At 48.7% G+C, this 14474-nt stretch carries 16 protein-coding genes; 15 read left to right on the top strand and 1 reads right to left on the bottom strand.

The window, feature by feature from the left end:
- Positions 1-29 precede the first annotated feature (29 nt).
- From DFQ01_RS09720 to DFQ01_RS09750, 7 genes are all read left to right on the top strand, one after another.
- Positions 30-785: an MBL fold metallo-hydrolase gene (locus tag DFQ01_RS09720; RefSeq protein ID WP_110043691.1), complete on the top strand. Its 756-nt coding sequence runs from the start codon at positions 30-32 to the stop codon at positions 783-785.
- 146 nt (positions 786-931) lie between these two features.
- On the top strand, positions 932-1891 hold the full coding sequence (locus DFQ01_RS09725; protein ID WP_110043692.1) for a hypothetical protein: 960 nt from the start codon (positions 932-934) through the stop codon (positions 1889-1891).
- Between the two features lie 71 nt (positions 1892-1962).
- Positions 1963-2193 (top strand): NHLP leader peptide family RiPP precursor, encoded by a 231-nt coding sequence (locus tag DFQ01_RS09730; RefSeq protein WP_110043693.1) that lies wholly within the window; start codon positions 1963-1965, stop codon positions 2191-2193.
- A gap of 39 nt (positions 2194-2232) precedes the next feature.
- Complete coding sequence (locus tag DFQ01_RS09735) at positions 2233-2463, top strand: NHLP leader peptide family RiPP precursor (RefSeq protein ID WP_110043694.1); 231 nt, start codon at positions 2233-2235, stop codon at positions 2461-2463.
- Positions 2464-2503: 40 nt separating this feature from the next.
- A complete protein-coding gene (locus DFQ01_RS09740; RefSeq protein ID WP_110043695.1) occupies positions 2504-2734 on the top strand; it encodes an NHLP leader peptide family RiPP precursor in 231 nt (76 codons plus the stop codon).
- Between the two features lie 33 nt (positions 2735-2767).
- On the top strand, positions 2768-2998 hold the full coding sequence (locus DFQ01_RS09745) for an NHLP leader peptide family RiPP precursor (protein ID WP_110043696.1): 231 nt from the start codon (positions 2768-2770) through the stop codon (positions 2996-2998).
- Positions 2999-3181: 183 nt separating this feature from the next.
- On the top strand, positions 3182-3433 hold the full coding sequence (locus DFQ01_RS09750; RefSeq protein ID WP_110043697.1) for an NHLP leader peptide family RiPP precursor: 252 nt from the start codon (positions 3182-3184) through the stop codon (positions 3431-3433).
- On the opposite strand, the gene DFQ01_RS09755 is transcribed toward DFQ01_RS09750, so the two are convergent.
- Entirely contained in the window at positions 3430-5334 is a 1905-nt protein-coding gene (locus tag DFQ01_RS09755; protein ID WP_146216852.1) for a sensor histidine kinase, read from the bottom strand. The two genes, DFQ01_RS09750 and DFQ01_RS09755, sit on opposite strands and share 4 nt — an antisense overlap.
- Before the next feature lie 270 nt (positions 5335-5604).
- Between DFQ01_RS09755 and DFQ01_RS09760 the strand changes: the two genes are divergently transcribed.
- From DFQ01_RS09760 to DFQ01_RS09795, 8 genes are all read left to right on the top strand, one after another.
- The gene (locus DFQ01_RS09760; RefSeq protein WP_110043699.1) at positions 5605-8319 is read left to right on the top strand and encodes a response regulator; all 2715 of its coding nucleotides are present in this window, start codon (positions 5605-5607) and stop codon (positions 8317-8319) included.
- An 11-nt stretch (positions 8320-8330) separates the two neighbouring features.
- Complete coding sequence (locus DFQ01_RS09765) at positions 8331-9170, top strand: CheR family methyltransferase (RefSeq protein ID WP_245946603.1); 840 nt, start codon at positions 8331-8333, stop codon at positions 9168-9170.
- Positions 9142-10929: a response regulator gene (locus DFQ01_RS09770; RefSeq protein ID WP_110043700.1), complete on the top strand. Its 1788-nt coding sequence runs from the start codon at positions 9142-9144 to the stop codon at positions 10927-10929. The genes DFQ01_RS09765 and DFQ01_RS09770 overlap by 29 nt, the downstream gene beginning before the upstream one ends.
- 210 nt (positions 10930-11139) lie before the next feature.
- The gene (locus DFQ01_RS09775; RefSeq protein ID WP_110043701.1) at positions 11140-11643 is read left to right on the top strand and encodes a HugZ family pyridoxamine 5'-phosphate oxidase; all 504 of its coding nucleotides are present in this window, start codon (positions 11140-11142) and stop codon (positions 11641-11643) included.
- Between the two features lie 30 nt (positions 11644-11673).
- Positions 11674-12171: a DinB family protein gene (locus DFQ01_RS09780; protein ID WP_110043702.1), complete on the top strand. Its 498-nt coding sequence runs from the start codon at positions 11674-11676 to the stop codon at positions 12169-12171.
- 129 nt (positions 12172-12300) lie between these two features.
- Positions 12301-12756 carry a GNAT family N-acetyltransferase gene (locus tag DFQ01_RS09785; RefSeq protein ID WP_110043703.1) on the top strand — a complete coding sequence of 152 codons (456 nt, stop codon included), beginning with the start codon at positions 12301-12303 and terminating at the stop codon, positions 12754-12756.
- Between the two features lie 10 nt (positions 12757-12766).
- The gene (locus DFQ01_RS09790; RefSeq protein ID WP_110043704.1) at positions 12767-13450 is read left to right on the top strand and encodes a response regulator transcription factor; all 684 of its coding nucleotides are present in this window, start codon (positions 12767-12769) and stop codon (positions 13448-13450) included.
- On the top strand, positions 13416-14414 hold the full coding sequence (locus DFQ01_RS09795) for a sensor histidine kinase (RefSeq protein ID WP_110043705.1): 999 nt from the start codon (positions 13416-13418) through the stop codon (positions 14412-14414). Before DFQ01_RS09790 ends, DFQ01_RS09795 begins: the two co-directional genes overlap by 35 nt.
- Positions 14415-14474: the final 60 nt, after the last annotated feature.

The raw sequence follows: 14474 nt of genomic DNA on the forward strand, positions 1-14474 counted from the left end.
CCTTACTCCGTCCGAAAAGAGGGATTCCAATGCGCATGCAACTCATTCGCCATGCTACGCTATGGCTGGACTATGCGGGGACGACATTTTTAGTTGATCCGATGTTTAGTGACCAAGGTGCTAACCCGCCAATTATGAATTCTGATAATGAACGACGAAATCCGCTGGTGCCGTTGCCCGATGAATTGGACGCTTGGCTCGCGCCGGATGCCGTCATCGTGACGCATCTACACCCGGATCACTGGGATACTGCGGCTATACAAGCTCTGTCGAAGTCATCGACGATTGTGTGCCAGCCGGGTAATTCGGAAGCGATCCGCACTGCCGGTTTCGCCGATGTGACAGAGGTTGCGGAGTCATTCACCTTCCAAGGCATAACGATTCATCGTACGGATGGACAGCATGGTACAGGCGAAATCGGACAGCTCATGGGGCAGGTGTCCGGCTTTGTGTTCCAAGTGGATGGAGAGCCTACGCTGTATATCGCAGGTGATACAATTTGGTGCGATGACGTGCAGAACACACTCGATGCGTATAAGCCGGATCATACGGTTGTAAATGCAGGCGGGGCAAGATTCGTTGTCGGCGATGCGATCACGATGGATGCAGAGGACGTTATACAAGTAGTCCAATACGCGCCTTATACGCGAGTTATTGCCGTTCATATGGATTCGATTAATCACTGTCATGCTACGCGGGATGTGCTGCGAGCTGAGCTTGCGGAGCATGATCTGCTTGAGAAGGTTGCGATTCCTGGGGATGGCGAGTGGGTGTTAGGAAGTTAGAAGAATGGGATAATTAAATTGATCATATGGACCAGAAGAGCGCCGGTATATGGTGCTCTTCTTTTGTCTTTAGATAGTCTTCTTTTCCTATAATGTCATGATATAATGTCGAATAACAAATATAACCAATATGCGAGGGTGGCCCCATGAGAGAAGTCGATGATTTCAAGGATGAAATAGCGTACATATTTGAAGAAGCTTCACGAGAGCTAGAGGAGCTGCCTGTCGAGCTGCGTGAGATGGGCTTGGCTTTTCTCAAGCGCTGCAATCCATTGAACAGCGGAGGGCAGGCGAAATCAATCAGTTTTCTGCTGCCCTACTGGCTGAAGGAGGAGACAGGTGCACCGATAGCGCTTTGCCGGGATCTGTCGATTGGAAGCGTGTACGTGATGCTCCAATATTTCATACTGGACGACGTCATGGACGGAGGCGATGGGCGCCTGCAGTCGGCAGGTATCCGCAGGTCGTTGGCGCTTGCTCAGATGCTGAGCGTGTTGGTTCGGAAGCGGTATTCACGTTATTTTGCACAGGATTCATTGATATGGTCGTATGAGCGTCGTTATGTGGAGCAGTGGTCGTCTGCTGTTACGAGTGAAGCGCTTGAATCGGTCGATCCTCGGGATTGCAGGCAGCTGGCGGGCAAAGCAGCGCCGATTAAACTGGGTGCAGCAGGCGTGCTGTTATGGTCCGGACAAACAGAACAGCGGATTGCAGAAGTAGAAGAGGCCATCGACCTTGCACTTGCTGTGCTGCAATTATCGGATGACTACGCGGATTGGCTGGAGGATATGCAAGAGGAAAGCCGCAACTCTTTCCTAACAATCGTAAAGGAAGAGCTGGCTGGAGAGGCTGATGGCCCATTGGACGAGCAGGCTGTAAAGCGGGCGATATATCGCCGAGGTGCGGTCATTCAACTGGCTGAGATCGCTGAAGCTTATGGAGAGCGTATGGAGCAAGTCAATCAGGCGCCACAGAGGTTGAAGACTTATCAGCGAGCTATCGTAGTGAATCTTCGAGAGAGTGCAACGAACGTTGTGCAAGCTGTTGAGGGACTTGCCACTCAAGGTGGGTTCTCACAATTATTGTCGAATTTTAGGAAAATATGAGGATTAACAAATAGTTCTATGGTAATATAATACATATACAAATCTACTAGATATGAAAGGTAGTGAGACAAATGTCTGTTGCAGCAATCGTTAACAAAGCATGGGCAGAACCCGAGTTTAAACAGCAGTTGTTGGACAACCCCTTACAAGCACTTAAGCAAGCATTTGGAATTACGATGCCTGAGGGGTCCAATCTGAAGGTTGTTGAGGAAACGACGACAAGTCACTACCTAGTTATCCCACCACGTCCGGAGAACTCGCTACCAGTAGAGGGAAATGTGAGGAAGTACACCTGGGTTTAATAATAATCTAATACAAAAAGAAAAGAGGTAATGGACTAAATGTCTACCACGGCTATTATCAGTAAAGCATGGGAAGAGCCCGACTTTAAGAAGCAACTGTTGGACAATCCAATTCAAGCGCTTAAACAAGCATTTGGCATTACAATGCCTGAGGGATCCAACTTGAAGGTTGTTGAGGAAACGAAAAAGAGCCACTACCTGGTTATTCCACCGCGTCCAGAGAATGCACTGACAGCAGAAGAAAACGTAAGAAAGTTCGTCTGGATTTAATAATCAACTCATTCATTCGGGAAGAAAGGCAGTGAACTAAATGTCTACTACAGCCATTATCAAGAAGGCATGGGAAGAACCTGACTTTAAGCAGCAATTGTTGGACAATCCAATTCAGGCCATTAAACAAGCATTCGGTATCGCAATGCCTGCCGGATCCAACCTTAAGGTTGTTGAGGAAACGGCAACGAGTCACTATCTCGTTATCCCTCCTCGTCCAGAGAACGCATTGACAGCTGAAGAAAACGTAAGGAAATATAACTGGCTTTAATGATCACCTACGAACAGAGGGGCAGTGAGCTAAATGTCTACTACAGCTATTATCAAGAAGGCATGGGACGAACCTGACTTTAAGCAGCAATTGTTGGACAATCCAATCCAGGCCATTAAACAAGCATTCGGTATCGCGATGCCTGCCGGATCTAACCTTAAGGTTGTTGAGGAAACTGCAACAAAACATTATCTCATTATTCCGCCACGTCCAGAGAGTTCGCTTGTTGCAGAGGAAAACGTAAGGAAGTATGTCTGGTTCTAATAGCATAACGATATACGGATATTAAAAACATAAAAATAGAGGGAGCCCAAAATAATGGGACCCTCTATTTTTTGTTGGATTTTCAAAAAAAATGTCGATTATAGTAAATAAGTAGCGAAAAAATAGTTAATTATATGGTAATATAGACCTGTATCCTACTAACTAGAAAAGGTTGTGCAGCAAATGTCCCTATCAGCAGATGATTTGAAAGTTCAGATTATTAAGAAAGCATGGGAAGACCCTCAGTTCAAAGAGCAATTGCTAAAAGATCCTAAGGGTGCAATTCAGGAAGCATTTGGGATTGAGCTGCCAGCCGATATCGAGCTGAAAGTTGTCGAAGAGGCACCAGAAAGCTACTATATGGTCCTTCCAGCAAAACCGGAGGAAACGCTCGCTGCAGAAAAAGTTGAAGCCGAGCCATTCATCTGGACCTAGAATTCAGAGGCAATTGGGAACCGAATCAACGCTTCGGTTCCTTTTCCTTTTTCACTTCGGAACTGCAGTGTCCCCTCCATAACTTCAATGATTCGGAATGTAACCATTAGCCCGAGGCCGGTTCCTTTCGTCTTGGTTGAGTAGTAAGGCTCTCCAAGCTTGGCAATTTGTTCTGCTTCCATACCTTCCCCGTTATCTGAGATACGAATGACTGCCATGCCGTTCTCTTCATGAACATTAATCCCAACAATTCCATTCTCATGCGATTGTATTGCTTCTATACTGTTTTTGACCATATTCATTATGGCCTGTTTAAACTTTGAAGGGTTACCTATTACATAGATCTTATTTGGAATATCTACTTGCAAAGCAGCACCGCTTAAGGCGGCCATGGGGCTAATAATCGTCTCAATGGTCTGCAACTCATGTTGGATATCCATTGTAATTACGTTGTTATCAAGTTCTGGTTTTGCAAATGTAAGGAAGTCGGTAATGATGGTCGAAGCCCGGTCCAGCTCACTAATGGCCATGGAAAAGTGCATTTTAGATTGCTCGTCCGACTTACCGGAAATCAGTTGTAGAAATCCTCTTGTGACTTGGAGGGGGTTACGCACCTCGTGAGCAATCGAAGCTGCGAGTTCACTTATAAATTTCAGCTTTTCTTCACGTTGAAGCCGACCGTTGAATAACTCCAGTTCTTTTGAATAGGACACAAGTTTCTTATAGTCCGCCGAGATGCGACGGGCCAATACGATGATTAGCGAAATAATCAGCAATACGATTCCGAATTTCCAAAGATAGTTTAATTTCATTCTGTCACTTATAAATACCATGAATAGATCCACCACGAATGTCATAGTAAAGACGAGAAATCCCATGGCAAGAATGAGGCTGTTCTTATTGCCTCGCACTGATTGAATGACCGATTGGCTAAGCACCAGGAACAGATGGATCAGCAGCATAGGAGCCAAAAGGTAAAAAGTAAAGAGTTTGTAAATAAAGTAAAATGAGTCACCGATACATTCATTTAGAATTAATATAAGGAAGCAAAATGCAGAGTAGCCTGCAAACCATCGTCCAAACGTACGGTAAAAGAGCAGTTTCCCCTCGAAAATGGATGCTGTGTATAAGTGAAGCGCTGGGAATACAACTAGCATTGATACATCAAACAGGAATTGCAGCAGCTTTCCATACTGCTCGAAATACGTGTATGGGAGCGTGGAGTACGTTGAAATCATAATACTAGTAGCCAGTGCCATTAAACTGAGAGCTACCCAAGCTTTACGTTGCTGAGAGTTGAGATAGCCAGATATAAGGAGCATGATAAGCCCCACGAAAGCAACTGAGGAGCCGAGCATTAAGCTGGGTAGCTCTTGAGTGATAAAAGATTGTGTCAGCGCGTTGTAATCACCAATTCGAATGGGACTTATTACTCCAGCTCGATCCAGTGAGGTAATGCGTATATAGAAATTAGACGGTCTAGGGTTAGGTGTGAGGGTTGTCAACACCATATTCCGATCAAAACTGAAATCACGTGTCGAGTGGTACAGCAGGTTTTTATTTTCGTAAATTGAGATGTCGAGTCCACTCATTTGGCTGATTAGCAATCCAGGTGCCTTCCAACTTGTAGTAGCTGGTATGACAATATGCACCCATGCTCCATTATAGCCTTTCGGAATCTCGGTTATTGGAGAACGGACTCCCGCTTTAACCCATGGCTCAATAGTAGACGGAGAATCCGCTGACTGCGTCTTATCATTAAACCACTGAATCTCCCAGTCCTTTATGACCACGTCAGAAGTCCTGTTTTCTTCCGCAAATCCAGTCTGAGGGCACACGAAAAGAATAGCCATTATGGCTACGACGAGCATCATTATTGTTTTTACACGGTTCTTATTCACGTTACTCCACCTCAGAAGCAATATGATACGTACTTCCTAACTTTCGACAAAATTCTTCTTATTCCTGTACATAAAAAAACTATATTTTCACTAAATATCCTAATTGAATGGCAACTCTTGTTTCATACCAAATTCTCTGCCAAACTGCCAACTCACATTTCGACGATTTATAGCTCTTGAAATTACTGTGTTGTATGTTAACCTTTCAATTAGAGTCCAATAATTAGAAGTATTCCGAATGGACTACGGTGACGGGCAGGGGGACATTCGATGCGATTTACGATCCGCAGCAAGCTGCTAGTAGGCTTTTTATCTGTTTCACTCTTCGTTACAGCCGTTAATATAAATGCCTACTACTATAATGATAGACTCAATCAATCCTTCGACAACCTGATCGATAAGCGAGTCGATGTGCTGAACAAGGCGACGGAGATTCAACACTTGTCGATGCAGCAGACGAACAACCTTAGAGGCTATCTGCTCACGCAGGAGCAGGTATTCCTTGACGATCTTCAGGCTGCTAATCAGCTGTTGCAGGATCTTGTTGATCAAGTGGAGGCAATGGACATAGAGCCAGAGCTAAAGCAGCCATTCGAGGAACTGGTGGAAGCTGATCAGGCGTTTATGGACGAAACGAACTTGCTGCTTACGAATCTGGAGAAAAACCATGACCAGGCAGCGGCACTCGCTTCTTTCAAATCCGACGTACTGCCGATTGGGCAGAAGATAGGTCCGCTCGCCACCGAGTTCGCGGGCATTCAACGTAAAGTATTGGATCGGGACCGCTCGGACAACACGCACATGGTCGACTTCGTCAATCAGATGACGGCCCTTCTTACGGGCGTTACTTTCTTATTAACCCTTCTTATCGGACTATTCTTGTCCCAACGGATTACAAGTAATTTATTGAGAATTACGAGAGTGATTACCGGCATCACGAATGACTCTAGAAATACGACCAAGCTGCCTAGCATCGAAGTTCGATCACAGGACGAGATAGGCGATATCGCTCGGTCCTTCAACGAAATGGTCAGAACACTCGAGAAATATTCGGTACTGGAGCAGGAGCAGCGATGGCTGGAGAACAACGTTGGCGAGATGGCGGTGAAGTTCCAAGGGGTACATAACCTGGAGATGCTCGCGCAGCTGTTCATCACGACGGTAACGCCGCTCGTGGATGCTACGTATGGCGTGTTCTACTTGAAGCAGGGCAGCAGCCACCGACCTGAGCTAAGAAAGATTGCTTCGTATGCGGCACAGCAGGATGGTATCGGTGTAGACAGCTTCCTCTTTGGTGAGGGGCTCGTTGGACAAGCCGCCTTAGAGAACCGAACGATTCTGCTGAACGACGTGCCAGATAACTATATTCAAATCTCTTCGGGCTTAGGTCAAGCAGAGCCATCCAGCTTGCTCATTATGCCCGTACAATTCGAAGGCCAGGTGATTGCTGTCTTCGAGCTGGCGTCGTTCGGAGCCTTTAACTTGGTTCAACAGACGCTGCTGCAGCAGGTAGCTAACCAGCTGGGCAGCGTACTCAGCAGCATCGGAGGACGGATGCAAATCGAGCGCCTGCTCGTTGAATCGCAGACGTTAACCGAGGAGCTGCAAACGCAGTCCGAAGAGCTTCAGATGCAGCAGGAGGAGCTGCGCGGCATTAACGAGAAGCTTGAGGAGCAGTACAAGAACTCCGAGCACAAGACGAGGGAATTGGAGAAGACGAAGAGTCAGCTCGAGGAGAAGGCGAGACAGCTCGCCCTTAGCTCGCAGTACAAATCGGAGTTTCTCGCCAATATGTCGCATGAGCTGCGGACACCGCTGAACAGCCTGCTTATTCTATCTAACATTCTTGCGGAGAATGCGGCTGGCAATCTGAATGACAATCAGATCAAATACGCGAATACGATTCATCAGTCCGGCAATGACCTGCTTCATCTAATCAACGATATTCTCGATCTATCCAAGATTGAATCAGGCAAAATCGATCTCATTACGAAGTCGGTTGGCCTGCATTATATTAGTGAATTTGCCGAGCAACAGTTTTTCCCTGTCGCCCGTCAGAAGGGTATCAAATTCACGACGATTATGGATCCTGACCTGCCTGCTGCGATCGTCACAGACGAGCAGCGCGTTATGCAGATCATTAAGAACCTGCTGTCCAATGCTTTCAAGTTCACCGAGCGCGGCGAGGTGAAGCTTCACATTCATCGGGCGCTGCATAATCTGCCGATAGACGGTGGAGCAACGTTCTCGTTGCAGGATGGCATCGCATTTTCGATTCACGATACAGGCATTGGCATTCCGAAGGACAAGCAGGGCCTTATTTTCCAAGCGTTCCAGCAAGCGGACGGCACAACGAATCGCAAGTATGGCGGGACAGGCCTGGGTTTGTCGATTAGCTTGAACATTGCCCACTTGTTGGGCGGGGATATTTTCGTACGAAGCAATGTTGGTCAAGGCAGTATCTTCTCACTCGTACTTCCATGCGGGGAAAAGGCAGGATCAGAGAGCCCGGCATCAGTAGTCGTTGTTCAGCAAGAGGTTGCTGCAGCAGCACCTGTACCTGCTGTTGAGGTGTCGCATGAGGCAGAGGTTGAGCTGGATGACACGCTGTGGGCGGGTAAGAAGGTGCTCATCGTCGACGACGACATGCGCAACGTCTATGCAACAACCATAGCACTCGAGAGTCGAAGAATGAACGTGCTGTTCGCGGAGAATGGGATCTCCTGTCTGAAGGTGTTGAAGGAACACCCGGATGTGGATTTAATTCTGATGGACATCATGCTGCCAGAGATGGATGGATACGAAACGATGCGTACCTTGCGCCAAACGCCAGGGTTTGAGTTGCTGCCGATCATTGCGCTGACGGCCAAAGCGATGAAGGACGATCGGGAGAAGTGCATTAAAGCCGGTGCCTCCGATTACCTTAGCAAGCCTGTGAAGCTGGAACAGCTATTCGCCCGCATGCAGATCTGGCTTACGAGGTAGGTGACACATTCATGATAGAAAGAATGGATCAGATCGATGATTTGGAGAGACTCGAGATCGAACTGCTGCTTGAAGCGCTGTATCGGCATTACGGGGTAGACTTTCGTAAATATGCCTTTCCAGTCATCCGGCGCCGCATCTGGCATCGCATCCGATCCGAGCGATTGATGTCCGTATCGGGGCTGCAAGAACAGGTACTGCATGACCCGGCAGTGTTCAAACGGCTGACCAGCGATTTCTCGATCAACGTGACCGAGATGTTCCGCGACCCGAGCTTCTTCCGCGCATTCCGGAGTAAAGTCGTTCCACTGCTGAGGGGTTATCCGAGTATTCGTATTTGGCACGCAGGCTGCTCGACAGGGGAAGAGGCTTACTCCATGGCGATTCTCCTGCACGAGGAAGGGCTGCTGGAACGGTCGAGAATCTATGCCACTGACATGAATGAGGAAGTGATTGAACGAGCTAAGCTCGAGTCGTTCGACACGGAGCATATGCATAAGTACAGCAGCAATTATTTGCTGGGCGGTGGGAGAAAGTCGATGAGCGACTACCTGACCGTTACGAACAATCGGGTGAAATATCAACCCTTTCTAGCGTCCCGAATTACGTTTGCCCAGCATAATCTTGCCGTTGATGAATCGTTTAACGAGTTCCACGTCATTATTTGCCGCAATGTGTTGATCTACTTCAACGCTGAGCTTCAACATCGCGCTCATACGTTGTTTTACCAAAGCTTGTCTCCTTCTGGATTTCTCGGTCTAGGTCACAAAGAGAGCATTACCTTTACGAGGTTCACAGACTGTTATAAGGAGATTGAACATAATGAAAAGCTTTATCGAAAAGTTAAATAGCACGATGTCAACGATAAACATCCTTATAGTCGACGACCGGCCTGAAAATCTCATTGCATTGGAGGCGATTCTGGACTCCCCGAAATATCGGTTATTCCGTGCATACTCTGGAGAGGAGGCATTGCGTTACGTATTAACGACGGACTTCGCAGTTATTCTGCTGGATGTACAAATGCCAGGCATGAGCGGCTTCGAAACGGCTGAGTTGATCAAAATGAGAGAGCGTTCGCGGTACGTGCCCATCATTTTCATTACAGCGATCAGCCAAGCGGCCGAGCACGTGAAACACGGCTACTCCGTAGGTGCCGTGGATTACATATTCAAACCGTTCCATCCCGAAACACTGAAGATGAAGATTGAAGCGTTCGTCCAAATGTATATGTATCAGGAACAGATTAAGCTGCAGAGTGAGGTCATGCGCGTAATCGGTGAGGCATCGAATGATACGATCGTTACGGTCAATGAACAAGGACTCATTCTGACCGCCAATTCGAATGCGGTCTCCATGTTTGGCTTTCCACAGGACAAGCTCATTGGGTCATCAATTGACCAGCTCGTGCCTTCACTTTCCTCCAAGCTTGAGCATACAGCGAACAGCCGATCAGGTGTGATTGAAACTTCAGCTCTGCGTTATGGTTCAATTCCGTTCCCGGTAGATATTCAAACGGGGAGAGCAATCATTATGGGGCAGCCGATCTATGTCTGCTCTGTACGGGATGTAACGGAGCGCGAGCAGCAGCGCGATGAGCGTTTTCGGCAAATGTTCGATGCGACGCCGTGCATTATTTTCCTTCGATCCTTACAGGACAGACGGTATGTCAACGTTAATGAAGGCTTCTTAACGGTTATCGGACGGCCGCTCGAAGAGGTCATTAACCAGACCTCGGATTTGCTGCATTATTATGTGGATACAGATGACATTGGGGGACATTCTTCTACGTTTGATCGTTGGAGCCTGTTTCGGAATGTACGGATTCGGTACATGACCCATTCCGGTGAGCTGCGGGATGGGATTATGTCTAGTACCATGACCCAAATTCAAGGAGAATCGTGTCTGCTTACGGTTGTGACTGACATTTCGGAACGCATTCATCTGGAGCGGGAGATGGTGCGGCTTGATCGGCTCAATCTGACGGGAGAGATGGCGGCGGGCATTGTGCATGAGCTGCGTAACCCGATGACGACCATTCGCGGATTCCTGCAGTTGTCGAAGAATAGGCCGTCGAACGAATACAACGACATTATGATTGAAGAGCTCGACCGGGTGCACGATATTGTAACCGAATTTCTTTCTGTTGGTTCGTCTACGCCGGCGAGCCACCAGCAGAAGCAGATCAATACCGTGATTGAGACGTTGTTCCCGCTCATTCAGTCGAAGGCGATAACCGGCAATCATGAAATCGCACTGGAGCTGGGGGAGTGCCCGGCATTTGATATGAACGAGAAGGAGCTGCGGCAGCTCATTCTTAATCTTGTACTGAATGGCCTTGATGCGATGCGATCCGCCGGGACGATCATCATCCAGACGTATAGCGATGAGAAGGAAGTCGTATTGGCCGTGAAGGATCAAGGTACAGGTATTCCGGCAGAGTTTCTAGATAAGCTGGGCACGCCTTTCTTTAGTACAAAGTCGAACGGAACAGGCCTAGGCCTGTCCGTCTGCTATGGCATTGCTGCCCGTCACAATGCGATCATCAAGGTGCACACGAGCGAGCAGGGTACAACGTTCTTTGTGCATTTTAATCTTGAACAGCAGTAAGAATGAATATAGATAGTGAAGCCAACGGAGGAAGATGTGCCGTTGGCTTTTATTGAACCAGCCGGGCGAGCCCTAACAGCAATAGGATGGGGCGCTGGACTTTACTAACAACATTATTGACAATGATATTCATTATCAATTAAAGTATATTACTGAAATCATGATGATGTATGCCCTATCTTCATTATTCGGAAGGCGGAGGGATGCCAATTGAAGCCGTTGGATATCGCGACGATCAAACAGCAGTATGTCGATTTTGCCAGTGAAGTGAAGACGCTGCTGCTCAGTACAATCGACGACGAGGGAAAGCCGTTCATCTCTTATGCGCCGTTCGTGCAGGTCGGCGGCAAGCTGTATATCTATATCAGCCGCATCGCCAATCATTATCGCTATATGGAGAACAATCCGGCTGTCGACGTTATGCTCATCGCGGACGAATCGAAGACCTCGAACCTGTTCGCTCGCCAGCGTGCGCGGTTTGTCTGTACGGCTGTGAATGTCGGCAATGAGGGGCATGAAGAGGTCTTCGAACGGATGGGAGAGCGGTTCGGCAAGGCGACGGTGGGGATGCTGCGTGGACTCGACTTCTCCTTGTTTGAGCTGACAGCGAGTGAAGGGCGTTATGTAGCTGGCTTTGGTCAGGCGTTCGACATCGACTTCACAGGCGAGCGATTCGAGCATGCAGCACGTGACGGGCATAAGCCGTCCAATTAAGGCATAGGCCAATACAAGGGAGAGTTAACGATGACGACGTTTGATACAATACTGCCGATATGGCAGGCGATCCAGTCCAGATTCCATAAGACAGTGAAGGCATTGCCAGAGGCTGAGCTGCCGCTGCACTTGAACGGCTCTTCAATCGGCTATATGCTTCGCCATAATGCCGAGGTGGAGTATATGTTCGCGGAGTGGTTCTTCGGCGCACCGATGCCAGAGGGTCTGGTCATTACGACAAACCGTGGCGCTGCGGGGGCGAAGGTAGAGTTCACGAACTTAGAGGAGCTTATCGCGCTGCTGGAAGCATCCAATGCGCACCTGATCGAGGCGATGCGTGCACTGCCGGAGGAAAGCTGGAACGTTTCGATCGAGCATCCGATGGGAGCTTCGACGCCGCTGGAGGCGGTCAGCCGCCTAATGTATCATACCGGTATTCATGCCGGACAGATCTCTCTGATTCGCAAATGCGCAACAGCGGCTGCTGACTCGGATAAGCAAGCGGCTGCAGGAGCAAGCGGCCACTAAGATAGATATAGCAGCCTCCGCCTTCCGTTACAGGAAGCGCGGGGGCTTTCTTTTATGCAAATTTAGATGGGTTGGAAATGATACTTACTTCCGTCATAATAGGATTCATCAAAGCAAGGAGTGAGGACAATGGAGATTCGAGTAGACGATTTGACAGGTAAGCAAGTGCAAGCATTGATTGCTGTACATCTGCAGGGAATGTCGGCGGATTCGCCGCCTGAAAGTGTACATGCGCTTAATCTTGATGGGCTGAGAAGCCCGGACGTCACGTTCTGGAGTCTCTGGGAGGACGACGAGCTGCTTGGAATCGGTGCGATGAAGGAGCTCGATAACGAGCATGGCGAGATCAAGTCGATGCGCACGTCGGCTGTTCATCTGCGTAAAGGTGTTGCAAAACGAATTCTAGTGCACATTCTGGACGTCGCGAAGGAGCGGGGCTATAAGCGGCTCAGCCTGGAGACGGGAACGCCGGAATCGTTCTGGCCAGCCCGGAAGCTCTACGAGAACCTTGGCTTCGCATATACGGGACCGTTCGCGGATTACACCGAGGATCCGTACAGCGTGTTCATGACGAAGGAGCTGTAGGCTAAGGTACATGACGAACATTGTACTGATCGAAGATAACGAGCAGCTGCAGAAGTATATAACGGAATATTTAAGTGCGTATGGCTTCGAGACGCATGTGCTGCAGGATTATGAAAAGGTGTTGGATACGATCGGCGCCGTAGCACCCAAGCTCATTCTGCTGGACATTACACTGCCGAAGTTCGACGGTTTCTATTACTTGAAGCTGATTCGCAAGCACTTCACGACGCCAATCATCGTCATCTCTGCGCGCAGCGAGGAGAGTGAGCAGATTCGTGGCATCGATATGGGGGCGGACGACTATGTAACGAAGCCGTTCTCGATCGGCGTGCTGCTGGCGAAGATCAATGCGGTGCTGCGGAGAACGGATCAGACAGCGAATGAGATCAACGTTGGTCCTCTAACGCTGTATAGCGATACGATGCGCGTGAAGCATAAGGATATATCGGCCGAGCTGACTAAGAATGAATTCCGAGTGCTGCGCGTGCTCATGAAGAACGTCTCGCAAATTGTAACCCGTGAGCAGCTGCTGGAAGAGCTATGGGACGATACGAGCTTCGTAGATGACAATACACTGACCGTCAACATGACCCGTGTCAAAAAGAAGCTGGCAGAGCTTGGTCTTGGCAGCGCGATTCAAACGAAAAGAGGCGTAGGCTATGTCCTGGATGGGACTTCTTCGCCGGACGCTTAGCAGCGAACGTCGGGCGATTATCGTCTATCTCATCAATACCGCGATGCTGCTTCTGATATTCAACTTGATGATGGATGAGGTCAGCGTCGTGTACCCGCTCTCCGTCAGCCTGACGATCCTGATTATCTATCTTGGCGTGAAAACTTATGCCCTGTTTCGTTTCGAAGACGGGCTGGCAGAAGCGAAGGAAGTTGCGGACTTCCAAGAGGATGCGGACCATGAGAAGGACAAGCTCGTGTTCCATGCAATACGAGCGATACATACCGACTATCTCGATAAGCTGGTCGCGATGAACGAGAAGCTGGATGGGCGCAATTCGCTATTCTCTCATTTCATTCATAATATGAAGTCGTCGCTGGCTGTCATCGAACTGGCAAGCCATAAGCGCTCAGATGAGGTGCTGGCGGATATTGCCTCGGAGAATGAGAAGCTGAAGACGAATATGGAGCAGCTGTTGAATCTGCTCCGGCTGGATGAATTCACGAATGACTATGTGCCGGAACGCGCGGATCTGCTGGAGATTGTCCAAGCGGTTATTAACGATAAGCGTCGGTCGTTTATCTATTCCAGCGTGTATCCGAAGGTGAAGGGGCAGTCTGCCTACGTTTACACGGATCGCAAGTGGTGCAGCTTTATTCTGGACCAAATTGTAACGAACGCGATCAAATACAGCCCGCAGGGGCGAAGTGTTTATTTCGAGATTGTACAGGAGGAAGACGTTGGTCTCACCTCAGTACGTGTGCGAGATGAAGGCGAGGGCATTGATCCAGAGGATCTGCCGCGCGTATTCGAGCTGTTCTACACGGGCAAGAACGGTAGGAGCCATAAGCAGGCGACAGGCATTGGGCTGGCAATGGTTCGGCATACGGCCAAGCGGCTCGGTCATGAGGTGAGCCTAACGTCCAAGCTTGGTGAGGGCACGTGCGTGACGATCTCTTTTCTTTCAAAATTGAAAGCTTACTGAAAGCCGAATCCATGTCTGGGATTCGGCTTTCCGTCTATGATAGAGGCAGGAACGGAGGTC

The organism is Paenibacillus cellulosilyticus (assembly GCF_003182255.1).
Classification (GTDB): Bacteria; Bacillota; Bacilli; order Paenibacillales; family Paenibacillaceae; genus Paenibacillus_T; species Paenibacillus_T cellulosilyticus.